Here is a 21320-nt window from a genome sequence, read left to right on the forward strand (position 1 = left end):
CCGGAGATGAAGTTTTTGTGCATCGACGGGGTAGGCAATCCGAATTTGATTCCGTTTCGGCAAGCAACCGAAGCGCTGTTCCAGCTGTCTTACGGCGTCAAGTTTGCGATGAAGCGCGGCTTGTTCTCGCTCGATTATACGGTCATGCCGCTGGAAGGGCTGTGGTCCATGAAGGACGACCGTCCGTACGACCTGCAGGATCGGGAAAACTGGCAGTGGACGATCATGGTGATGCAGCCGGACAAGGTGACCACGGAAGTATTGGAGCAGGTTCGCGAAGGGCTGATCGCCAAAGGGAAAGGGGAGGCTCCACTGCTGTCCGGCGTTCGACTGGAGACATTCGCCGAAGGGCTGTGCATCCAAACGCTGCATATCGGGACTTATGCCGATGAGCCCGCAACGCTTGCGCGGGTGTACGCGTTTGCTGAAAGCAACGGGTATGCATTAACCGGCAAGCATCACGAAATATACTTAAGCGACCCGCGCAAAGCGGCGACGGAGAAGATGAAGACGATCCTCCGTCAGCCCGTCGCGAAGCGGTCACTTTGAATCGTCGCCAAGAACAGAGGAGACCAGCCAATATGATTTACGTCGTAATGGCTGGTCTTTTAATTTACAAGCATATAACTGCAATTGTACATGTATTTCTTCAGATTACCCCTCGGACTAAATCTTTAATGCAAAAATACATCTATTTACTTAAAAATTCCGTGCAGGCCAATTTTGGTGTGAAATAAATGCACATTCGCAGGTATATCTCTCCAATAGCTATTTCTAATTAAAAATAAAAGCACATTCGCATTTATTTTTAAATTGGCGAGTTAATGGATGCATCCTGATCGACTCCCTCCCTTGAAGCCTTACAGGCAATAGGGGAGGGTATTTTTATACTTATGGATCACTGCCGTCACGGCCTAATCTTCACCCAGGTACCGATCGGCACTAGCGCGGCTAGTTGCTTGACATCCTGATTGTACATCCGAATGCAGCCATGCGAAACGAAATGCCCGATCGACGAAGGATTGTTCGTGCCGTGAATGCCGTAATGCGGCTTGGACAATCCAAGCCAATAGGCACCGAACGGACCGCCGGGGTTCGGCGCTTTCGTGACGATCGTATAATCGCCTGTCGGCGTAGGCGTTAACATTTTGCCGATTCCGACAGGATACGTATGAACAACGGTGTCTCCATCCAGAAGATGTAGCTTCCGATCGGAAACATCGACGATGATCCGGTATGCAGGCATGCGTATCCCTCCCCTTCCATATTGTATGTGCACAGAAGCGGAAGGAGCGGGTCACCCGCCTAATTTCGATTAGAATGGCGCTGCGATTTTAGATCCACTTAGGGTATTGGTGGAGCATCGTTTCCCTTGTAATCTTCATCTTCTGCATCATCGGCAGGGGAACCTTCTGATTGTATTTATAGATCATTTCATTGATTTCGGCGAGGTCCAGATCGAACTCTGTGCCCGAAGCAACGTCTGCGACTTCGATTAATTGCCCGATCCGGTCGCGAATCTTATGCTGAAGCTCGAGCCATGGGGGGACGAAGTTCGCGTTTTTCAAAATGCTTTGCAGCGGGTCGCCGGACGGAATATCCAGCGGCTTTCCTTTGCCTGGGAGGTCGTTGAATCCGCCCCGGTCGGCAAACTCACGGACTGCCTCATCTGCCCATGACACCATAAGATCCTCAAATGTGACCGGTGCCGATGGATCGTGGATCACTTCTTCGGAGAGGCCTTGCATCGGGGGCGGGGAGCTTGGCTTCTGCGTAGGCTTGGACGCGCGGTTTTCATGGCTTTTGCGAAACAACATAGCTTCACCTCGGGTAGGAAATAGATTTCAATTCCAGTATACGGAAAATGCAATGAACATGTTGTTACGGAAGTGTGAATATTTTGACAATGAGCATATCTGTACGAAATCAGTTCCTGGACGCGATGTCATTACGGTGGTCACCATGGTTCGAGGGAAGAATAGAAGAGATGTTCGAAGGAAATTATACCGGTGAGGTGACTTCAATTGAAAAAACTTAGATATCTATTACTCATTGCCATTCTCGGCATGTCTTTAACAATTCAAGTACATACTCAGGCTGAACCAAAAGAAAATAAGATTTACAAAACGACATATGCAACAACTGAAGATATTTTTTTAGACACCATATATCCTGAGTTAAATAAATTCGTTCAAGATAAGTACGGTTCTCATGTGCATTGGGCCGATTCTAAAATCGTAGAAATAAAACGCCTAATAAGCCCCGATAAATGGACTTATCAAGCAAGAATAATGATTAAGGTATTTGGAGTGGGCGAACAACAGTGGAGTCTTGACCAAATTACTCTAAACTATGATTCCCTTTACAGAAATCAAGAAGTTAAAAACTCTTTATCGAAACCCAAAATTGAATTAGTTGAATACAAGCAAATGACTCGAAAATAAGCACAGTCGCTACGTACTCAAGGTTGGCAGGAAGAAAACCTCTAAATAAGGTGGGGAGATACTTGAAATACAAAAAAATATTTTCGTTAGTTGTTTTTTTCTTTTTACAAGTTCTTTAGCCGCCCAGGCTGCTGTGATCTCTACTAATGATGAAGATGTTGAACCCTTTAAATGGGAGGATCCATATATTACTCATTTAAAAGAAGCTGAACTACCTGTTTATGTCCCAACAAAGGTAGCATCGTCTGATTTCACTCGAAAATTAGGTCATTTATTTGTAAGTAAACTTGAAGTAAGTCGAGATCACTATGTATTTCAGTTATCGCGGCAGAGAGTACGTAATGGGAAACCAACAATGCTTGCTTTTAAAGTAATAACAATGTCAGCTGGAACATTGCCTAGTTACCGAAAACAGCCATTCTCAACATACGAAATGTTTGAGAAGTCCGAAGGACGCATTAGATTTAATGGATATCGGGTTGACTATTTTACCGACAAAACAGCGTTCATATGGAAAGATCACGGGTGGGAATATTTAGTTTGGGCCGATAACACCAACGATGCAATTAATATCGTAAAACGTGTTATGGCAGCCTTACCAAAAGGCAGAAGTCCTGTTAATGGTGCTGAAAAAGGACAGTTCACAGCTTTTGATTCTAAAGAAGGTGTTCGTTCAGATGCCGGTTGGTCATATGATAACGGGAAGACATGGTACATAATAACTGGCAAGTCCACTCCAGAACAATTAGTAAAGGTGTTGAAATCCTTAGAAAAGTTAAATTAAACAGACGGAACCGTTCTTGCCGTGGCAGGGCATTTTGACATCCCCGCAAAATGCAATACGGATACCAAAATAAAGGAGCTTACCTCTTGGTACGCTCCTTTATTTTAATTATGGCTAGACAAAACATGTTCCATTAAAGTGTTTCTATTATAGGTTGTTATTCCACAATAAAATGATGATTTCAATCAGAAGAAATGATTGATTCGATCAAAAAAATGAATTATAATTTCAATAAGTACATCGAAAGATAAGACGTGAACTATCGCAACGAGCGAATGTAATCTTACGAGGAGGCTAGATTGAAATGAGCTTGACTTATAGCGAAGTGAAACAACAGTATGCCGCGCTTCAGCAAACTTATGACTATATGCTGTCCAAGAGGCAAGAGATCGTGGAATTTTTCCGCGCCCGGAGCGGGGCGTCGGTTATTTTTGCGGGATGCGGCTCCAGCTATTGCTTGAGCGAGTCGGCGGCATTCTCCATCCGTTTGCGTGCGGGCCAGCCGGCCGTGTCGCTTGCCGGAGGCGACTTGATGCTGAATGTGGAGCGTTACCGTCCGCTGCTGAACAATGCGGTGCTCGTGGCGCCGTCCCGTTCCGGAAGCACGAGCGAAGTCGTCGAGGCGATTCGCCTCATTCAAGAGAAGCAGCAAATCCCGGTGCTCGCGCTGTCCTGCGTAACCGGTTCGCCGCTGTCGGTCAAAGCCGACTTGTCGCTGGAGCTGCCGTGGGCGTTCGACCATAGCGTATGCCAGACGAGAACGGTGACGAACTTGTACGTCGCCAACCTGCTGATCGCCGCATTCATCGGCAACGACGAGAAGCTGATCGGGGATATCGCCAAGGCGATCTCGCAAGGCGAAGCTTACATGGCACGCGTAGAGGCCGCCATTCGCGAAACGGCGAACTTCGAATGGAGCAACGCCGTGATGCTCGCGGACGGCGAGCTGCAAGGCCTTGCCGCGGAAGGCGCCATCGCGCTGACGGAAATCGCGAAGACGCAAGCGCACTCGCATCATCTGCTTGACGTACGACACGGTCCGATGGTTACGGTAAACAAGGATACGCTTGTCGTTGCCGTGCTTACGGCTGACGGAGCAAGCCACCAGAGCAAGCTGATGCAAGATATCCGTGCGCGCGGCGCGAAAGTGATCGCTTTCGCCGACCGTGCCGGCATCGTAGCGGAGGGCGACGTCGATCTGCTGATCGTTTCCGATAGCGAGCTGGATGTTGCGGCGCAAGGCATTCCGTTTATTTTCATCCCGCAAATCGTTGCCCTAAGCAGCGCAGAGCGCCAAGGTATCGATCCGGACCAGCCGGAAGGACTTACGGCCTGGGTGAAGCTGTAATCGCGCACAAACCGCCGATCTACCATAACAAGACAGGGGAACCGCATTCTTTGCGGTGTCCCCTGTTTTTTTGCCTTATGAGGGTTATGACTTGGTCCCAGACCGAACGCACAACCGCAACCGTCAGCGTGCTTTCGGCGCGAACAGCTTCTTATCGAAGAAGACCATAACGGCAAACAAAATAAAGGCGACCAGCAGCACCGAAGCCGAGCCGATAAACGCACCCGTCGTCAGTCCGTTTTCGTACTTCGAATAAGCGAGGAAGCAGACGGGCATGAGCGCTCCGCCGATCATACCGGTCCAAGCTTGAACGGCGGCGATTTTACGCATCGACGGCGTCGGAAAAACATAATAAAAAATGCCATAGGCGAACAACGACAGCCAGCCGACGACCAAAATGTGCGAGTGCCCGGGGAGCATCGAATAATCTTTCGAACCTGCCATGTGCGAGCCAAGGAAAGCGCCGAGCAGCGCATAAAGCGCGGAAATGCGAATGAACCATTTGCTGTAGTGAGACATCGTACATTCCTCCATTCAGGCCGTATATCATTATTTATGATTAGTCGAAATCGACTATTCGAAATGAATTATACGTCGTTTGACCGAACTCGTCAATTTTGACTATAATGACACTAGCAAAGCAGGACGGGAGGTAGCCTACGAACATGGACGAACGCAGTTTGCTTCTGCTCGGCATGCTGATGTCCCAAAGCCTTCACGGATATCAGATGAACGTTTTTCTGGAGAAAAATTTGGGACGCATTACGAATATGAAAAAATCGACCGCTTATTCGCTGCTCGACAAGCTGAGCGCGGAAGGGTTCGTGCATATGTCAAGCGAGCAGGAAGGGAATCGCCCGCCTCGCAAGGTGTACTCCATTACGGAGGAAGGCAGGCTGAAATTCAAGGAGCTGCTTCGCGATAATTTGTCTCAACCGGATCGGGTGACATTTGCCCTCGATGTAGGCCTGATGTTCGTCGATCACCTCGAGAAGCAAGAGCTTCGCGAGTTTCTTGCGGAACGGGTTTCGCAGTTGGACAAGCAAATTGCCGACCATCCGTCGGCTCAGCAGCACGGGCACGGCATCGGCGTTGATCTTGCGATGGAACATCACCGGGTCATCCTGAGCGCAGAGCGTGAATGGCTAGCTTCCGTAATTGAACGAATGAAATAAATGGATTTTTATCTTCCTTTAAGGTAAGGATCGGGAAAGTCTGATATATTGTGTTAGGACAAGTGTCACGACCAAGTACACAATCAAATCCATGATGGGGGATAATACAATGACAGATAAGAAGCAGTCGGACGAGCTGCGCGAGCAGAACGAAGAAACGATCGAAAACAACGCGGAGCATAACGAACTGACGGCATCCACGGAATCGAAAAAAGACCGTGGCCAAGAACAAGAGCCGGACAACGAGTTTTTTGAAGAAAGCGATGACGAGCAAGATGAGGCGTCTCAGCCTGTGCGCGAGAATGAGCCTGCGGCAGAACAGTCGAAAGCCAAGCATAGCGTTTGGCCGTGGATCATCACTGCGGCGGCGGTAGCCGCGCTTATATTCGTGTTAGTGAAACCATCCACCGGCGGTGCATCTCAAGCCGTAGCGAAGGTAAACGGCGAAACGATCACGCAGCAAGATTTGTACAACTTCATGGTGGAAGCGCAAGGCGGACAATCCGGGCAAGCGGCGCTGGATCAGCTCATTTCCGATAAATTGGTTGACATGGAAGCGGCCAAAACGAACACGACCGTCACGGACGCGGACGTGGACGCGGAATTGGCGGAAGTGAAGAAGCAGTTTCCTTCCGAGGATGAATTCAATAGCACGCTGCAGCAATACGGCATGACGCTGGACGATTTGAAGAAATCGATCAAGCAAAACCTGAAATCGCGCAAAATTTTCGAACCACAAGTTACGGTCAAGGACGAAGACGTTAAGAAATATTACGACGAAAACAAAGCCAGCTTCTCCACGCCGGAGCAAGTTCGCGCCTCGCACATTCTTGTGAAAACAAAAGAAGAAGCGGATGCGATCCTGAAGCAGCTCAAGAACGGCGGCGACTTCGCGGCTATTGCCAAAGAGAAGAACGAAGATGCGACCAAGGACAAAGGCGGAGACCTCGGCTTCTTCTCGGAAGGCCAAATGGTGAAAGAATTCGACGAAGCGGTGTGGAAAATGAAAGTCGGCGAATTGAGCGAGCCGGTGAAAACGCAATACGGCTACCATATCATCAAGCTGACCGACAAAAAGCCGGCAGTCAACCCAACCTTCGACGAGAAAAAAGCCGAAATCGCAAAATTGCTGAAGAGCAACGAGGCAAACCAAAAAGCAAGCGAATGGCTCGCGAAAGCAAAAACCGATGCCAAAATCGAAAACTTCTTAAAAACGCCGGCAAAGGCGTAATACCCGCCTATTTTTGGTCAATACTAAGCACATTCCTGAGGGAATGTGCTTTTTTCGTTTCTTTTCAATATAATCCAAAATGATTATAATAATTTGTATAATTTGAGTTCGATTATTACCGGGATCGTATGCAAGTAGCGAAGGAGTGAGTCTATGATCAGCAAACAAAGCAACATCGGCTTCGTTGTATTTGCCCTGCTGCTAGGCATCCTCATGTCGGCGATGGACAACACGATCGTCGCCACGGCGATGGGGACCATCGTCTCGGAGCTCGGCGGCTTCGAGCAATTCATTTGGGTCACCTCGGCCTATATGGTCGCTACGATGGCCGGCATGCCGATCTTCGGCAAGCTGTCCGACATGTACGGACGGAAACGGTTTTATGTGCTCGGACTTATTTTATTTCTGGCCGGATCGCTGCTTTGCGGCACGGCGAACAGCATTGTGCAGCTGAGCATCTACCGCGCGATTCAAGGCATTGGCGGCGGCGCGCTCATGCCGATTGCGTTCACGATTATTTTCGATATTTTCCCTCCGGAAAAAAGAGGCAAGATGACCGGGCTGTTCGGCGCCGTATTCGGCATAGCCAGCATTTTCGGGCCGCTGCTCGGCGCTTATATTACCGAGTATATTCACTGGCGGTGGGTATTTTACATCAATTTACCGATCGGACTCCTTTCGCTGCTGTTCATTCTCGTTTCGTATAAAGAGTCGCTAGAGCATCGCGAGCAGAAGATCGATTGGTGGGGCGCGATCACGCTTGTCGGCGCGGTTGTCAGCCTGATGTTCGCTTTGGAGCTCGGCGGCAGCACCTATGCATGGGATTCGGTGCAGATTATCGGTTTGTTCGCCGCTTTTGTCGTTTTGTTCGTTATTTTCCTTTTCGTCGAGAAGGTGGCGTCCGACCCGATCATCTCGTACAGCATGTTCCGACGCCGCTTGTTTGCGATGAGCAATGTGATCGGATTTTTCTACGGGGCGACGTTCGTCATCTGTACGGTATACATTCCGATTTATGTTCAAGGGGTTTACGGCGGATCGGCGACCAACTCGGGTCTCATTCTGACCCCAATGATGCTCGGTTCGGTCGTAGGCAGCCAATTGGGCGGCTTTCTGACGACCAAGACCTCGTTCCGCAACATCATGATACTGTCCGGCGTATTTTTCGTTGCAGGCATGATTCTGCTCAGTACGCTGAACCCCGGGCTGCCGCGCGGGATTGTCACGCTCTACATGATCATCACCGGCTTCGGCGTAGGGTTCTCGTTTTCGACGCTTGGGATGGCCGCCGTTCAAGGCTTCGATATCCGGCAGCGCGGCTCGGCCAGCTCGACGAACTCGTTCTCCCGTTCGCTCGGCATGACGCTTGGCGTTACGATCTTCGGCATCGTGCAGCGCAATTTGTTCAGCTCGAAGCTAGCGGAACTGTTCGCCGGCGCCCAAGGCGCGCAGGGCAAAGTCGCCGACGACCCGCGGGCGATTCTCGATCCGAACGTCCGGGCGCAAATTCCTACCGAAGTACTGGACAAAATTACGGATGCGCTGTCTTCTTCAATTGCGCAAATGTTCATGTGGGCGGTCATTCCGGCCATACTCGCGGCCATATCGATTCTCATGATGGGCAACGAGCGCGTGCAGCTGACCCCGAAGGGCAAAGGTCCACAGATGCCGCAAGGGCATTGATTCGTATAAGGTTGAATGGCATAAAGAAGGTAAAACAAAGCCAAGAACGAATAACCGCGGTGCTCGCAGCACGGCGGTTATTTGCATGCGTCATCGTGCGCAGAGCTGCTCGGCGAGCACTCGGAAGCATGTGTACCACACCATTGCTGCAAGGGCAAATAACCATCTCTTCATTGCGCCAATCCATATGCCGTAGTCAATAGGCACGACGTGGAATGACGGCGATCGGCCGCATTGCGCTCAGGCAAGTTGACGAGGGTGCCTCCTTTTCCGATAATAGGTGAAACGGAAGGTGTCGAGCGGTATCGCACATCTGATGATAGATGAGCCGGGGAGGAATAACAAATGGGCAATGAACTGGATATGGAGCGGATCATACGGGGGTTCTTGCCGGGGGCGATCCGTTGCTCGGTAAGCGCCGGAGCGAGCGGCATGAATAATACGACGCGTTTCGTGGAAGCGGACGGTAACCGATACGTGCTGCGCATATACGAGACCCATCGCGACGATGAGAAAGTGCGGTACGAACATGCCGTCCTGCTGGCGCTGGCTGAGCTTGGGACGCCGTTCGGCACCCCGCTGCCTATCCGAACGCCGGAAGGGGATACGCTCGTGCGAGTCGGCGCAGAAGACGGGCCGATCGCCGCTTTGTTCCGCTATATGGATGGCAAGAGCCCGGAGCTGGCTACGGAGGAGCAGCTCATGTCATTCGGCCGGGCGGCGGGGCAGTTGAGCGATGCGTTAAGCCAGGTGAGCGTTCATCTTGAGCCGGCCTATCGGCCCTATTACGAAATCGAGCACATTCATCCTCGCAGCACTCCTGCCGAAGTGGCTTGTTTCTGCGAATCGCCTCCGGAGGAGTTCGCCGGGGAGGCGCGGGCGCTCGCCGTGATCGGCGATCGGCTGAAGGCGTTCGCAAGCGATGTACCGTCGCTTCGGAAGCTGCCTCACGGTTTGGTGCACGGCGACTTGAATGCTTCGAATATGCTGGCTGCGCCGGACGGCACGATCGCGGCCATCCTTGATTTTGAATTCGTCACGCACGACCTGCGCGTTATGGAACCGGCGGTGTGCATCTCCGACCTTATCCGTGCGGAGCAAGAAGAAGACGCCATCTGGCGCGGCGTCGAGGCGTTTCTTGCCGGATATGGAGATACGGCGTCGCTGTCGGCCGAAGAAATCGCCGCCGTGCCGCTCCTGGTTGAGCTTCGCGCCTTGGACATCTTCGTGCATTTTCTCGGCCGATATTGGGACGGCGTCGATCCGGCCGCCGTCGTGCAGGAGCAGATGCGCGAAGCGGCCGCCATGTGCGGTTGGCTGTTGTCCCGGAAGGACAGATTGATCGGCTTGTGCGAGCGGTACGCTTCATCGGGCCGCTCGCAGCTGCCGGCGCGCGGTGCGACGGTGTAGGAAGGCGGCCAAACCGCCTTCGGGTGAGGCCGCCGCGTCGAATCCTTTTATCCGGCGTCGACGATGAGCGAAGCGATGAGCAGCACGCTCATGAAGGCGCCGGCGACGGTCGCTCGAATCCAGGCGCTGCGGCTATCGGCCGAGGCAGCTGCGCTTTTGGCGCGGGATAACGCCGAGCGCCAGTAGAGCAGCGCTCCGCCGATGATGAGCACCGCTTCCAGCGCGGCGCTGATGCCGGGGCTTCTCCACAGGCCGAAACCAAGCAGCGGCAGATCGCCGAGATTGCCGGGCAAGAGCGGCAAGTCGCTGCGGTGAACGATCAGATCGAGCAGCCAGTGGCTGAACACCGTTCCGGCGATCACCCAACCGCTTCGTTTCCCCCAGGCTCTTGCAGCCAAGTAACCCGCCACGAGTGTGATCAGCAGCGCTCCGACCAAGGAATGCGTATAGTCGGCATGAATGATGCCTCCGCCGTATCCGCCGCCGTCCACAGGATCAATCGTCTCGATCCCCGAGACGTACAGTGGCACAAAAATCACGTCCAGCAGCTGTGTGCTCAGCATAAGCGCCCATAGAGGCACTTCAGGCCGACCGGCTTTGACGGCGGCGGCAAGTCCGAAATGTCCTGCGAACATTTACATAACCCCCTTCCGCATGTTGGCGTCGATCCGCGAATCGAGCCATCCGCACCCTGCCGCAAATAAAATGACGAACACGATAAATTCCATTTTCCATTTCTCCTTTATGATCAATTTGGCGTTTTAAGATCGATGCATCGGGTTTGCAAGCCGCTGCAAATGCGTATCCTTGAACGAGGAAGGATACTTCAGTCCGTAACCCAACGCCCGGTCGAAAGCGATGTGGGCGGCCCAGATGAAGCCCAACGCCAGCATGAAGCTGTTTCCGCCGAGCCATCCCAGCAAGATAAGGAACAGCGGCAGCACATACGTATGCGATAAGTTATACAGCAAGGAACCTAGATTCGGATTTCGCGCGTAACCGATCATGGACAGATCGGGGGCCAGGAACAGAAGCGCAAAAAGCAGCCATTTATAAGGGATGTCGACAAAAACAGCGTATGTGCAGACAGCAATGGATAACTCCACGAATCCTTCAGCGCGCAGCATCGATTTAACCATCGTAAACCTCCTGAGTTTGTATTGTAATCACCAATGTAACCATTGGTTACTAACCGTTGGTTATAATATAACCGATGGTTACCAAAAGTGTCAAGCCGCTTTTTTTTTGAATGTAGTAAAGATTGTTGTGGCGGCCTTGTGAGCATTAGACGCAGGAGATCGCGGCGGTGCGTGGAATATAACGGGTATAGGTGATCACGGTACCAACGATGTAAAGAAGAGAGGAAAGAAAGTAAGAGAGTAGAGAGAGGAAGATACGAATGAACATTACGATGATCGGCGCTGGAGCCGTCGGCGGATATTTCGGGGCAAGAATGCTGGAGGCCGGGCTGGACGTGACGTTTCTCGTCCGGGCGGGGCGAGCCGCACAGCTGAAGGAGACCGGCTTGAACGTCCGCAGCACGCATGGCGACGTTAACTTCACCGACCTCAAGCTTGCGACGGCGGCGGAAGAGATCGACCGGTGCGACGTGGCGATCCTCGCGGTCAAAAACTATCATCTGAACGAAGAAACGCTGCATGAACTGCGCGTTTTGGCGGAGAAGGGCGCGTACATTTTGCCGCTCATGAACGGCGTCGAGCATTACGACACGTTGACGAAGGCATGCGGCAAGCCGGCGGTGCTCGGCGGCTTATGCCAATTGATGACGACGCTCGACGACAAGGGCGGCATCGTTCAGGGCGGCGCGGGCCACGACTTGACGTTCGGCCCCTTCGAACCGTCGCAGCAGGAAGTGTGCGAGCGGCTGAATGAAGCGCTGCAAGGCGCGAACATGCGGGCAACGCTCAAGCCGGCCATCTGGAGCGATATCTGGCTCAAGTATGCGTTCATTACCGCATTTTCGGCCGTAACGACCGCTTCGAGGCTGTCGATCGACCGCATCATGCTGTGCGAGCCGGCGAAGACGGTGTTTGCGCAAGCGCTGCAAGAGATGGAGTCGCTCGCCGAAGCGTGCGGGACGCCGTTGCCGCAGGGCTGGACGGCGAAGACGATCGAGCGGATGAGCCGCCACGCCGAGGGCTCGACGTCTTCGATGCATAAGGATTTCATGAAAGGGCTGCCGCTGGAGGTGGAGAGCCTGCAAGGCGGCGCGCTTCGGCTTGCTGCGAACAAGGGACTAAGTCTGCCCGTGATCGGCACGATGTATGGGTTGCTCAAGCCGTTTGAAAACGGCAATCCCGCGGGTTGAGCAAGCGGCAGCCGGCATTTACGATCAATTCATTCGCCGAGTTGGTGGCGATCCTTATCTTCCCGGCCAGATTTCCCATGACGCTGGAACGCCGCGCCGCACGAGGAGCTTGTTCCGAAGGACCGAGTTCGCGCTTTATTCGATCACCCCGGTGCGAATAAAGTTCACTTTGACGTTCGTGCTAATTTTGGCATCCCGGAACATGTCGTGCCATTCGCGTTTTTTGAGGGGAGCCTGCCGCTTTACCGAGCTGCGGTATGTTTCCCCGAATCCGACTACGTCGGAGGAGAGCTTCTGCAGCTTGCGAATCAACCGTCCCGTTTCGGAAGCGATTTGTTTGCCCAACACGTCTTCCAGCACATGTACGGCATCCGGCTTTCCCAATTGATAGGGCGAAGAAATTTCCTGGAGCGTTGCGTCGATAGCAATGGAAATCTGAAACGACGGTTTGACGGGGTCGACGAGTCGAATCCGGCTGCGACTGCCGCCGATCTCGAACACGACGTTTAATTTATCGTCTTTGTGCCCTATGTAGGGAAGAAGCTGATCTGTAGGCAATCTACTCTCATAGGACGCGGACTTTGCACGGTTGTTAAGCAGCTTGAGCAGCACGCCTTCCCGCGGCGTCGCCTCGCCGACCATCCGATCGGCATTGAATAAGGCAAGACTTTTGATCATGATTTCGTTGTGCGTCCGCCGGATGAGCGGAACAACCGGATCTTGCCCCGGGCTGTAGAAATCGCGCATAAACTCGTGCAGCGTCGAAGAAGGGATTTCCTCGGTCTCGATATTTTGTCGGAGCATCTCGTAAATGTAAGTTCCGACGTTGGAAATCTCGGGGTAACGGTGCGTGAGCAGCTCCTTGGCGCTTTTGTCGCTAACGGTAATGTAGATCATGGTGCCGAGCATCGGATCGCGGGAAAGGGTGTCCACCAGATCAAGGATGCCTCTTTCCGCGAGCTTTCGGCTATAGATGACGACCCGGATTTGGCCGCCCACGAGCTTCTTGCTAAGCTCCCGGTTGGAAGCGATCCGGCTGCCTTTGCTCGTAAAACCGGTGCTTGCAACCACTTGCGTTTTTTCTTTGGCCGAAGGGTCAACCTTCTGCATGACCGTCGTCGCCAAAAATCGTTCCTTGCCTACGCCGTCGACGCCGACGACAATCGACATGCCGAGCTTTTCGAGCGTCTTTGCCTGGATGCAGCCCGGTGCTGCGGCAAGCGAACAAACTGCAATCGCAAGCAGTACCTTCCTCATACCGATTGCCTCCTTTTACGAACCCCATGGACAATAGAGACGACAGCGAGCAGGATGAACGGATACACAAAAGCAAGGCAGAAAGAAAAAATCGACATGAAATCGTTCATCCGATCGATTTGATACCGGTTTTTGAACAGCAACGAGACGATAAATACGATCAAACATACGCCATATAGCGATTTTTTTTGCTGAATGGCCCACATGCGCTTTAACCCTCTTGTAACGGACCAGGCGGGCAGCATGATGCCGGGCAGAACCACAAACATCCAGAGAGGGAGCGCGATATATTCGAGCCGTTCCAGGAAAGGAAGCTGTATGATTTTGAGCAGGCTCAAGGTAGCCCAGATATGCTTGAGTAGCTGCGGGCCGCTGAAATATACGATAGTCGTTAAAGTAACGGCAAGGTAGTACAAGGTTGTTATGGCCAAACCGATATGGGTATATCGCCCGGCAAGCTTTTTATTTTGCACGAACGGAAAATAAACGAGGATCAGCTCGAATCCGGTTATCGTGAAGCTCATGCTTTTGGCGGCTTGGAGCAGTTCGGTTGGGGTTGCCTCAAGAAAAGGCAGCAAGTAGTTCCATTGCGCGTATTTCAACGGATAATAAAGCAGCGGGGTTACCGCGATTTGGCAAACAAAGCTGAACAAGCAGATGCCGACGAGGACGCGTATTCCTCCGTATATGCCGTATCCAACCAGGACAAGCAGCAGCAAGGTCAGCAGCCAGGTCGGAAAATCGGGGAATACCCACGATTGCACCGCTTCGATATAGGTTCGCGAGACGACGACAATCGAATAAGCGGAATACGCCATAAAAACGAGATTCAGCAGTCCTCCGAGCCATTTGCCGAACACGTCCCGATGGATGCCGAAAATATCGGTGGATTCATAATGCCGGAGGGAGCGCAGGATGGCCCACATGGCTAGATGGGAAGCGAGTCCGGCCAGTATGACGCTAATCCATGCATCGTGTCCCGCTTCTTTGTAGATGTACCGCTGAAATCCGAACAACCCGACGCCAACCTGCATCGATGCGATCGTAAACAACAGCATGGAAGCAGGGAACAGCAAGTTTGGTTTCGGTTTTTCCGTGACTTTCATAACCGAAATCACCACTATTCGTCAATATCATGTTGTTTGCGGGCATTGCGTGCCTTGGAACGAGGTTTGCTTGCATGCTGGCCGCCTGGCGTGCGCTCCGTCATCGGGAGGGGCAATCGGATCACGCCGTCTTTCCACGCTTTGAAGCGAAGGGGATAGAACGGGTGCATAAACGGCTGGCCAAGGCTGGTTTGACGAAGCAGATGAATGAGCAGAAAACAAGCGCCGAATACAATCCCGATGAATCCCCACATCCCTGCCAAGATGATCATCGGAAAACGGATGAATCGGATGCTCGTTCCCATGTCGTAGCTGGGCGTCGTGAAAGAGGCCAGCGCGGTTAAAGCGACGACCATGATCAGGATATTGCTGGTGAATCCGGCGAGCACGGCCGCTTGCCCGATCACGATACCGCCGACGATGGCCATCGTTTGTCCTACCTTAGTAGGCAGGCGGACGCCGGCTTCGCGCAGAAGCTCCATCGTCACTTCCATGATAAGCGCTTCGATTAAGGGCGGAAAAGGAACACGCGAACGGGTTTGGACAAGCGGAACGAGCAGCGCCGGCGGAATGATTTCGTAGTGGTAAGTTACCGCCGCAACGTAAATCGGTGTTAGCGTAATGGAGAGCAGGACGGCCAGCAAACGCAGCAAACGGATGAACGTCCCGATATTCCACCGGACGTAATAGTCCTCCGACGACTTGAAAAAGTCGAGGAACGTACAAGGAGACATAATGACAAACGGGCTGCCGTCGACGATAAGGGCGACCTTGCCTTCGAGCAAGCCGAAGCAGCTGCGATCGGGACGCTCCGTCATCATCATCTGCGGGAAAATCGTCCACGTGTTGTCCTCAATGAGCTGCTGCAGCGTCGTGCTGCCCATCGTTCCGTCAAAATCGAGGCCGGTGACGCGCTGCCGAAGCGTGCCTACATTTCTCTCGTCCGCCAAGTCCTTTACATAGAGAAGGGCTATTTTGGTATGAGTTTTTTCGCCGACTTCGAACGATTCGCAGACCAGGCTCGGATCGGCGATCAGGGAGCGAAGCAGCGCGATGTTGGTCGCCAGCGATTCGTTGAATGCGACCTGCGGGCCAAAAATATTCGTTTCAATCTCAGCCGTCGATAAATCGCGAGTTTGCGGTTTCACCGCATCGACCGCAATGCCGAGGCGGTGTCCGCTGCGAAATACGAAGGCGTGCCCGCGCACAATCGCATCCACCGCTTCGCTTACCGCGTAGACCAGCTTCGCACGACCGACCGGCAGCGCTTGAAGCAGCGTTTCGACCGGCATGTCATGCCCGCCGATCCGCTGCAGCGTTCCGATCAACTGCTGTTGGATGATGGCGGGGTCAACGAGATTGCTCATATAAAATAATGTCGTTGCGGAATCCATCCGCTTGACGACGAGGTCGCAGCTTTGATGGAACGATGCGAGAATGGACTGTTCTACGTCTTGCGCCGAATCCGGGAGCATGCTACAACCACCTCCACGCTGAAGCGTCAGCTGCAGCGAATCGGTTGTATTATTTGCCTCCGTGCGGAAAAATATCCACCTGCGCTATAGCTTGCGCAGCCGGACCTTCTCGACGGCATGGTCCGCTCCCTTATACAGAATCAGCTTGGCGCGGCCACGGGTCGGCAAGATGTTGGCCCGCAGGTTGGCGAGGTTGATGTCGCGCCATATTTCGGAGCCTCTTGCAGTGAGCTCCTCGGGGGTTAAGCCGGCGAAGCGCCGGTGGAAATACGAGCTCGGATTTTGAAACGCGGTTTCCTGCAGCATGGCGATTCGCTCCAAATACCATTTGGCGATGTTCGCTTCGTCCGCGTCCACGTAAATGGAGAAGTCGAAAAAATCGGATACGAACAGCTCCGGCATCGGCCGGTCGCCGTCGATCCGCGTCGTCTGGAGCACATTGAGTCCTTCCAGGATGAGAATATCCGGCTGCCGTACGGACTGCATCTCGCCGGGGATAATATCGTAGGCTAAATGGGAGTAAACAGGACAGAGAACCTCCGGACTGCCGGACTTCAAATCGATCAGGAAGCGCAGCAGGCTGCGGATGTCGTAGCTTTCGGGGAAGCCTTTGCGGTGCATGAGGCCGCGCTCCTCCAGCACGGCATTCGGGAACAGGAACCCGTCGGTCGTTACGAGGTCGACCTTCGGATGGTTCGGCCACCGCGCCAGCAGCGCTTGCAGCACGCGTGCCGTCGTGCTTTTGCCGACGGCGACGCTGCCGGCGATGCCGATGATGTAGGGCACTCGCTCGGTCGAATTGCCGAGGAAAGAGCCGGATGCGGAATGGAGCCGCTGCGAGGCGGCGACGAACATGTTCAGCAGCCGCGACAGCGGCAAATAGACTTCGCTCACCTCTTCAAGCGAAATGCGGTCGTTCAAGCCGCGCAGCTGCTCGATCTCCGCTTCCGTCAGCGGCAGCGGCGTCGCGTCGCGAAGCGCCGCCCACTCCTGGCGGGTAAATGTATTGAATGGCGACGGTTTGCCGCCTCGCTCGGATGTTGTCTTCATGGATGAGCTCCTTGGGATGATGTCGTGATAGCCCTTATTGTACCAGAAGTACGGATACAAACAACTGCGTTTACTTTGAGGCGCCGGGACGTATAATGAGCCTATATTTCTGCGAGGATAAGGAAGAGGCTGCATGTCGAATCGGAAATGGAATATAGGACTTCTTCTTCTGTTTGTCATATTGGTCATCTTGCTGCTGCAATTTTCGCTCTCCGCCTTACGGATCCGGGATTTGGCGAAGCCGCTTGAGGCCGGCCACCCGGCCGGGGCTCGGCCCCGCCATATCGTGCTGATCCCGCAGGAGCTGGATAACCCGTTTTGGCGGTCTATCGAGCAAGGAGCGCGCGAGGCTGCCCGGCAATACGGCATGGAGCTTGAATATACGGGCCCGTTCCGCATCGACCCGGCGGAGCAGATCAGGCTGCTGGAGAAAGCGATCGCGGCCAAAGCCGATGCGATTGTGCTTCAGGGCATCGGCGACCCCGGGTACCGGGCATGGATCGACCAAGCGGCCGATCGCGGAATTCCCGTGATTGCCGTCGACACGGACGAGCCCGGAAGCCGCCGGCTGACTTACGTCGGCACGGACAATTCGGACGCGGGAAAACGGATGGGCGAGCTCGTGGCGTCATCGTCGGGCGGCTCAGGGACGATCGGCGTTCTAATCGGCAGCGAGGCGACCAATCAGCGGCTGCGGCTCGAAGGCTTCCGCTCGGTCATCGGGCGTTATCCGAAGCTGAACATCGCCGAGGTGCGCACCTCGCAAATTTCGCGTCTCCAGGCCGCGGAACAAACGGCGAGCATGTTGCTTCGGCATCCGCAGATCGGCTATCTCGTCGGATTCAGCGCACTGGACGGCCCCGGCATGCTGGACGCCCTGGGGCGCATCCGGCCGGGCGGATATGCTGTTGATCAACGACATGCGAATGCGGCGTCCCACGGCGCGATGGAAGGCACAAGCGGTGCGAAACCGCGGGTATTCGCGTTCGACGATTTGCCGGAAACAACGGAAGGCATCCGGCAGTGCAAGATCGTCTCCGCCATCGTCCAGCAGCCGCGGCAAATGGGCTATGATGCCGTATCCTTGCTCCACGATTATTTCCAGGGCAGAGCGCCGCAGCCACGGCATTATACAGCGACCACCGTACTGGACCGAAGCGCCTTGGGGATCGGAGGAAGCTGCCCATGACGATCCGCACAAAGCTGCTGTTGTTCATTCCTCTGCTGGTGCTGCTTGTGAATGTAGTGACGTTCTTCTTGTTCGAAAGCGGAAAAGTCGTGCAGACGAGCTACAATCTGATGATGAACCGGATCCTGCTGTACAAGCAGGCCGCGCAGGCGGCGGACGAACATCTTAAAACGGTTTACCGTTATTTGCTGAATCCCGGCGAAGGCGAGAAAGCGGAGCTGGACCGGGCGCGGGCCAAGCTGCAGGAGCTGCGCACGATGCTGGCCGCACAAAGCGGCTCTTCGCTTCACCCGTCCGAGCTAACCGGCTATCTTCATCTGCTCGAAACGCAAATGGAACAAGCGCTTGCCGCCGTCCCCGGTTCGGCGCCGTCCCGATACGAGGAGACGGAGACAACGACCCGGTTCATCCGGGAGGAAGGACAGCATCTCGTCGATCTGGAACTGAGCTCGTACCAGCCGGTTTATCGACAAATCCAAGCGGAGAATGGACGTATGAATCGGCTAGGCCCTGCGATATTCATCGTTAATACGGCGCTCAGCGTCGTGATTGCGGTCTGGATTTCCCGCAGCATTACCGGACCGGTGAATCGGCTGGTCGGGATGGCCGGACAAATCGCCAAAGGGGACCTGTTCCCGGACCTTCAGCCGCTGCGAACGGGGGACGAGCTCGGCATTTTGTCCGATGCCTTCAAACGGATGCTGGCTGACTTGAAGCTGCTGATCGAGAAGGATAAAGAACGGCTGGAGATGGGCCGGCTGGTCAAGGAGCTGGAGCTTCAAGCGCTGCAAAGCCAGATTCACCCCCATTTTCTGTTCAATACGCTGAATGCGCTCTCCAAGCTGGCTCTGCTGGAAGGAGCGGAGCAGACGAGCGACCTGATCGTTTCGATGTCGAATCTGCTGCGGTACAATTTGCGCGGGCTTGATCGGCCGGTGACGCTGCAGGACGAGCTCGGGCACGTCCGAGAATATGTGACGATCCAAAAAGCCCGCTTCCGCGACCGGTTCCGATTCGAGACGGAGATCGACGAGTCTGCACTGCAAGCGTCCGTTCCGGCTCTAACGCTGCAGCCGATCGTGGAAAATGCGTTCGTGCACGGCATCGAAAGCATGGAGCGGGATGCCGTGATCCGTCTGACGATCCGGGGCGAGCCGGAGCATGTGCGTCTAACGGTCTCGGATAACGGGAGCGGCATGAGCGAGGCCGTCCGGCAGTCCTTGCTGCGGCTGGGGGACGAAAGCGGCGTGAGAGCCTTGGGGCGGGCGGACAACAAGCAGTCCACCGGGCTCGGCACCCGCAATGTGTTCAAGCGGCTGCAGTTGTTTTTCGGGCGGAGCGATCTGGTGGACATCAAGAGCGAACCGGGTCAGGGGACGACGGTGATCATCCGCATTCCCCACGGTCTGAATATTTTTCCGCGAAAAGGAGGGCTAACGACACATGTACCGGTTGATGATCGCAGATGACGAAGCGCTGGAACGCGAAGGGCTGGAATGGATTATCCGGCGCGAGCTGTCGGGGGCGTTCCGGGTCATTCATGCGGAGAACGGCCGGAGGGCCATTGAGCTGGCGGAAGAGCATCGTCCGCATATTGTGCTGATGGATGTCAATATGCCCGGCATTCAAGGCTTGGCCGCCCTGCGGGAAATTAGAGAGCGGCTTCCGGACGCGAAGTTGGTCGTGGTGACGGCCTACGATTATTTTGCCTATGCCCAGGAAGCACTGTCGATTGGCGTAAGGGAATATATCGTGAAACCGGCGAAGCGGGAACAGGTTGTTCGTATTTTGCAGCAGCTTGTTGAGGAATTGGAGCGGGACAAACGGAAGCGAACGGAAGAATTGGGGCTCCGGGACAAGGTTTCCCAGCTGCTGCCCTTGGTGGAGAACGAACTCGCCTTAATGTTTATGGCCGATCAGGTGCTGGACGCCGGGACCGGCCAGTTGTCCGAATGGCTTGATTTTCCGCTCGATCAAGGCTGCGCGATGGTCATTGCTTTTCCGAAGGCCTCTTATTTGCGGGACAAGAAGAAGATTTACGACCTGATCCGCAGCTTTGTCAAGGCGCAGGGTGAGCCGTGTATCGTTAGTTCGCTCATCAACTACCATATGGCTATTTTTCTCCGGAAGAAGCCGGAAACCGAAGACACCGCATGGAAGGAAAAAATCAAGCTGTGCGGAGAGAAGCTGTGCGAATTAGCCGAGCGGCAGCTGGAATTTGCGGTATCGGTCGGCATCGGGGCGGTCCGCAAGGAAGGGGAAGGGCTGCGCACGTCGTATTTTGAAGCGGTTTTTGCCTCCACATATTATGAACGGGGCGGTCAGGTATGCCTTTTCGACGAGCTGAAAGGAAATCATACGGACAGCTTTCGTGAACCGGGGGCGCAAACAGACAGCGGGGTGGCGATGCAGCAATCGTACGTGACCTCGGCGCTGCAGCACATTCGCGAAGAACGCGAGCGGCAGACGTTGACCGTTCTTGACAAAGCGAAAGGCTACATCCGGGAGCGGTTTGCCGAAGAGCTCTCCCTTGAGGAGGTAGCGGACTTTGTCCATTTGAACCCCTATTATTTCAGCAAAATATTCAAGCAGCAGGTGGGCGAGACATTTATCGATTTTGTAACCAGCTTGCGGATCGGAAAAGCCAAAGAACTGATGACCTCAACGGATATGAGCCTGAAGGAGGTTTGCTTCGAGGTAGGGTATAAAGACCCGAATTATTTCAGCCGCGTGTTCAAAAAAGTGACCGGCGTCACGCCGACCGAGTACCGAGGGCAGGGCAAATAAGCGAAGCTTCTGATCGAAGCTTTTTTCGATGCAGATAGATTTCATATGTGGC

Annotated in this window: 21 protein-coding genes; 12 read left to right on the top strand and 9 right to left on the bottom strand. The window is 54.0% G+C overall.

Annotated elements, in window-relative coordinates:
• Positions 1–6 precede the first annotated feature (6 nt).
• Positions 7–549, top strand: a complete 543-nt coding sequence (locus AC0LWM_RS26275) for a GyrI-like domain-containing protein (protein ID WP_474677988.1) — start codon at positions 7–9, stop codon at positions 547–549.
• A gap of 358 nt (positions 550–907) precedes the next feature.
• Here the strand turns inward: AC0LWM_RS26275 and AC0LWM_RS26280 are convergent, their stop codons facing one another.
• Complete coding sequence (locus AC0LWM_RS26280) at positions 908–1246, bottom strand: L,D-transpeptidase (RefSeq protein WP_474677989.1); 339 nt, start codon at positions 1244–1246, stop codon at positions 908–910.
• An 88-nt stretch (positions 1247–1334) separates the two neighbouring features.
• Positions 1335–1817: a DnaJ family domain-containing protein gene (locus AC0LWM_RS26285; RefSeq protein WP_474677990.1), complete on the bottom strand. Its 483-nt coding sequence runs from the start codon at positions 1815–1817 to the stop codon at positions 1335–1337.
• Positions 1818–2024: 207 nt separating this feature from the next.
• On the opposite strand from AC0LWM_RS26285, the gene AC0LWM_RS26290 reads away from it, so the two are divergent.
• The 3 genes from AC0LWM_RS26290 to AC0LWM_RS26300 all read left to right on the top strand — a co-directional run bounded on the left by AC0LWM_RS26290 (position 2025) and on the right by AC0LWM_RS26300 (position 4576).
• Positions 2025–2444, top strand: coding sequence for a hypothetical protein (locus AC0LWM_RS26290; protein ID WP_474677991.1), 420 nt, complete (start codon positions 2025–2027; stop codon positions 2442–2444).
• Positions 2445–2577: 133 nt separating this feature from the next.
• Positions 2578–3228 (top strand): hypothetical protein, encoded by a 651-nt coding sequence (locus AC0LWM_RS26295; RefSeq protein ID WP_474677992.1) that lies wholly within the window; start codon positions 2578–2580, stop codon positions 3226–3228.
• A gap of 304 nt (positions 3229–3532) precedes the next feature.
• Complete coding sequence (locus AC0LWM_RS26300; protein ID WP_474677994.1) at positions 3533–4576, top strand: SIS domain-containing protein; 1044 nt, start codon at positions 3533–3535, stop codon at positions 4574–4576.
• A gap of 123 nt (positions 4577–4699) precedes the next feature.
• On the opposite strand, the gene AC0LWM_RS26305 is transcribed toward AC0LWM_RS26300, so the two are convergent.
• Positions 4700–5095, bottom strand: a complete 396-nt coding sequence (locus AC0LWM_RS26305) for a hypothetical protein (protein WP_474677995.1) — start codon at positions 5093–5095, stop codon at positions 4700–4702.
• 146 nt (positions 5096–5241) lie between these two features.
• On the opposite strand from AC0LWM_RS26305, the gene AC0LWM_RS26310 reads away from it, so the two are divergent.
• The 4 genes from AC0LWM_RS26310 to AC0LWM_RS26325 all read left to right on the top strand — a co-directional run bounded on the left by AC0LWM_RS26310 (position 5242) and on the right by AC0LWM_RS26325 (position 10075).
• On the top strand, positions 5242–5751 hold the full coding sequence (locus tag AC0LWM_RS26310) for a PadR family transcriptional regulator (RefSeq protein ID WP_474677996.1): 510 nt from the start codon (positions 5242–5244) through the stop codon (positions 5749–5751).
• Positions 5752–5860: 109 nt separating this feature from the next.
• Positions 5861–6982, top strand: a complete 1122-nt coding sequence (locus AC0LWM_RS26315; protein ID WP_474677997.1) for a peptidylprolyl isomerase — start codon at positions 5861–5863, stop codon at positions 6980–6982.
• Between the two features lie 153 nt (positions 6983–7135).
• Complete coding sequence (locus tag AC0LWM_RS26320; protein WP_474677998.1) at positions 7136–8665, top strand: MDR family MFS transporter; 1530 nt, start codon at positions 7136–7138, stop codon at positions 8663–8665.
• 345 nt (positions 8666–9010) lie between these two features.
• Positions 9011–10075, top strand: a complete 1065-nt coding sequence (locus AC0LWM_RS26325) for a phosphotransferase (RefSeq protein ID WP_474677999.1) — start codon at positions 9011–9013, stop codon at positions 10073–10075.
• 47 nt (positions 10076–10122) lie between these two features.
• Here AC0LWM_RS26325 and AC0LWM_RS26330 read toward each other — a convergent pair whose 3' ends face one another.
• Positions 10123–10710: a permease gene (locus AC0LWM_RS26330; RefSeq protein WP_474678000.1), complete on the bottom strand. Its 588-nt coding sequence runs from the start codon at positions 10708–10710 to the stop codon at positions 10123–10125.
• A gap of 126 nt (positions 10711–10836) precedes the next feature.
• Entirely contained in the window at positions 10837–11214 is a 378-nt protein-coding gene (locus tag AC0LWM_RS26335) for a DUF4260 domain-containing protein (RefSeq protein ID WP_474678001.1), read from the bottom strand.
• A 260-nt stretch (positions 11215–11474) separates the two neighbouring features.
• Here AC0LWM_RS26335 and AC0LWM_RS26340 point away from each other — a divergent pair, with 260 nt between their 5' ends.
• On the top strand, positions 11475–12404 hold the full coding sequence (locus AC0LWM_RS26340; protein WP_474678002.1) for a ketopantoate reductase family protein: 930 nt from the start codon (positions 11475–11477) through the stop codon (positions 12402–12404).
• A gap of 135 nt (positions 12405–12539) precedes the next feature.
• Here AC0LWM_RS26340 and AC0LWM_RS26345 read toward each other — a convergent pair whose 3' ends face one another.
• The 4 genes from AC0LWM_RS26345 to coaA all read right to left on the bottom strand — a co-directional run bounded on the left by AC0LWM_RS26345 (position 12540) and on the right by coaA (position 17292).
• Complete coding sequence (locus tag AC0LWM_RS26345; RefSeq protein ID WP_474678003.1) at positions 12540–13661, bottom strand: Ger(x)C family spore germination protein; 1122 nt, start codon at positions 13659–13661, stop codon at positions 12540–12542.
• Entirely contained in the window at positions 13658–14767 is a 1110-nt protein-coding gene (locus tag AC0LWM_RS26350) for a GerAB/ArcD/ProY family transporter (protein ID WP_474678004.1), read from the bottom strand. The genes AC0LWM_RS26345 and AC0LWM_RS26350 overlap by 4 nt, the downstream gene beginning before the upstream one ends.
• 14 nt (positions 14768–14781) lie before the next feature.
• On the bottom strand, positions 14782–16242 hold the full coding sequence (locus AC0LWM_RS26355) for a spore germination protein (protein ID WP_474678005.1): 1461 nt from the start codon (positions 16240–16242) through the stop codon (positions 14782–14784).
• Positions 16243–16326: 84 nt separating this feature from the next.
• A complete protein-coding gene (coaA, locus tag AC0LWM_RS26360; protein ID WP_474678006.1) occupies positions 16327–17292 on the bottom strand; it encodes a type I pantothenate kinase in 966 nt (321 codons plus the stop codon).
• Positions 17293–17425: 133 nt separating this feature from the next.
• Here coaA and AC0LWM_RS26365 point away from each other — a divergent pair, with 133 nt between their 5' ends.
• Genes AC0LWM_RS26365 through AC0LWM_RS26375 form a run of 3 tightly spaced genes read left to right on the top strand, consistent with a single transcriptional unit; the run spans position 17426 to position 21268 of the window.
• Positions 17426–18481 (top strand): substrate-binding domain-containing protein, encoded by a 1056-nt coding sequence (locus AC0LWM_RS26365; protein ID WP_474678007.1) that lies wholly within the window; start codon positions 17426–17428, stop codon positions 18479–18481.
• The gene (locus tag AC0LWM_RS26370; RefSeq protein ID WP_474678008.1) at positions 18478–19950 is read left to right on the top strand and encodes a sensor histidine kinase; all 1473 of its coding nucleotides are present in this window, start codon (positions 18478–18480) and stop codon (positions 19948–19950) included. The genes AC0LWM_RS26365 and AC0LWM_RS26370 overlap by 4 nt, the downstream gene beginning before the upstream one ends.
• Positions 19925–21268: an AraC family transcriptional regulator gene (locus AC0LWM_RS26375; RefSeq protein WP_474678009.1), complete on the top strand. Its 1344-nt coding sequence runs from the start codon at positions 19925–19927 to the stop codon at positions 21266–21268. Before AC0LWM_RS26370 ends, AC0LWM_RS26375 begins: the two co-directional genes overlap by 26 nt.
• The last annotated feature ends 52 nt before the right edge of the window (positions 21269–21320 follow it).

It is taken from the genome of Paenibacillus sp. sgz302148 (genome assembly GCF_056120465.1).

Bases quoted from the DNA above. Each gene is read 5' to 3' on its own strand.
- AC0LWM_RS26275 (WP_474677988.1), top strand. From the start codon at position 7: ATGAAGTTTTTGTGCATCGACGGGGTAGGCAATCCGAATTTGATTCCG.
- AC0LWM_RS26280 (WP_474677989.1), bottom strand. From the start codon at position 1,246: ATGCCTGCATACCGGATCATCGTCGATGTTTCCGATCGGAAGCTACAT.
- AC0LWM_RS26285 (WP_474677990.1), bottom strand. From the start codon at position 1,817: ATGTTGTTTCGCAAAAGCCATGAAAACCGCGCGTCCAAGCCTACGCAG.
- AC0LWM_RS26300 (WP_474677994.1), top strand. From the start codon at position 3,533: ATGAGCTTGACTTATAGCGAAGTGAAACAACAGTATGCCGCGCTTCAG.
- AC0LWM_RS26305 (WP_474677995.1), bottom strand. From the start codon at position 5,095: ATGTCTCACTACAGCAAATGGTTCATTCGCATTTCCGCGCTTTATGCG.
- AC0LWM_RS26310 (WP_474677996.1), top strand. From the start codon at position 5,242: ATGGACGAACGCAGTTTGCTTCTGCTCGGCATGCTGATGTCCCAAAGC.
- AC0LWM_RS26315 (WP_474677997.1), top strand. From the start codon at position 5,861: ATGACAGATAAGAAGCAGTCGGACGAGCTGCGCGAGCAGAACGAAGAA.
- AC0LWM_RS26320 (WP_474677998.1), top strand. From the start codon at position 7,136: ATGATCAGCAAACAAAGCAACATCGGCTTCGTTGTATTTGCCCTGCTG.
- AC0LWM_RS26325 (WP_474677999.1), top strand. From the start codon at position 9,011: ATGGGCAATGAACTGGATATGGAGCGGATCATACGGGGGTTCTTGCCG.
- AC0LWM_RS26330 (WP_474678000.1), bottom strand. From the start codon at position 10,710: ATGTTCGCAGGACATTTCGGACTTGCCGCCGCCGTCAAAGCCGGTCGG.
- AC0LWM_RS26335 (WP_474678001.1), bottom strand. From the start codon at position 11,214: ATGGTTAAATCGATGCTGCGCGCTGAAGGATTCGTGGAGTTATCCATT.
- AC0LWM_RS26340 (WP_474678002.1), top strand. From the start codon at position 11,475: ATGAACATTACGATGATCGGCGCTGGAGCCGTCGGCGGATATTTCGGG.
- AC0LWM_RS26345 (WP_474678003.1), bottom strand. From the start codon at position 13,661: ATGAGGAAGGTACTGCTTGCGATTGCAGTTTGTTCGCTTGCCGCAGCA.
- AC0LWM_RS26350 (WP_474678004.1), bottom strand. From the start codon at position 14,767: ATGAAAGTCACGGAAAAACCGAAACCAAACTTGCTGTTCCCTGCTTCC.
- AC0LWM_RS26355 (WP_474678005.1), bottom strand. From the start codon at position 16,242: ATGCTCCCGGATTCGGCGCAAGACGTAGAACAGTCCATTCTCGCATCG.
- coaA (WP_474678006.1), bottom strand. From the start codon at position 17,292: ATGAAGACAACATCCGAGCGAGGCGGCAAACCGTCGCCATTCAATACA.
- AC0LWM_RS26365 (WP_474678007.1), top strand. From the start codon at position 17,426: ATGTCGAATCGGAAATGGAATATAGGACTTCTTCTTCTGTTTGTCATA.
- AC0LWM_RS26370 (WP_474678008.1), top strand. From the start codon at position 18,478: ATGACGATCCGCACAAAGCTGCTGTTGTTCATTCCTCTGCTGGTGCTG.
- AC0LWM_RS26375 (WP_474678009.1), top strand. From the start codon at position 19,925: ATGTACCGGTTGATGATCGCAGATGACGAAGCGCTGGAACGCGAAGGG.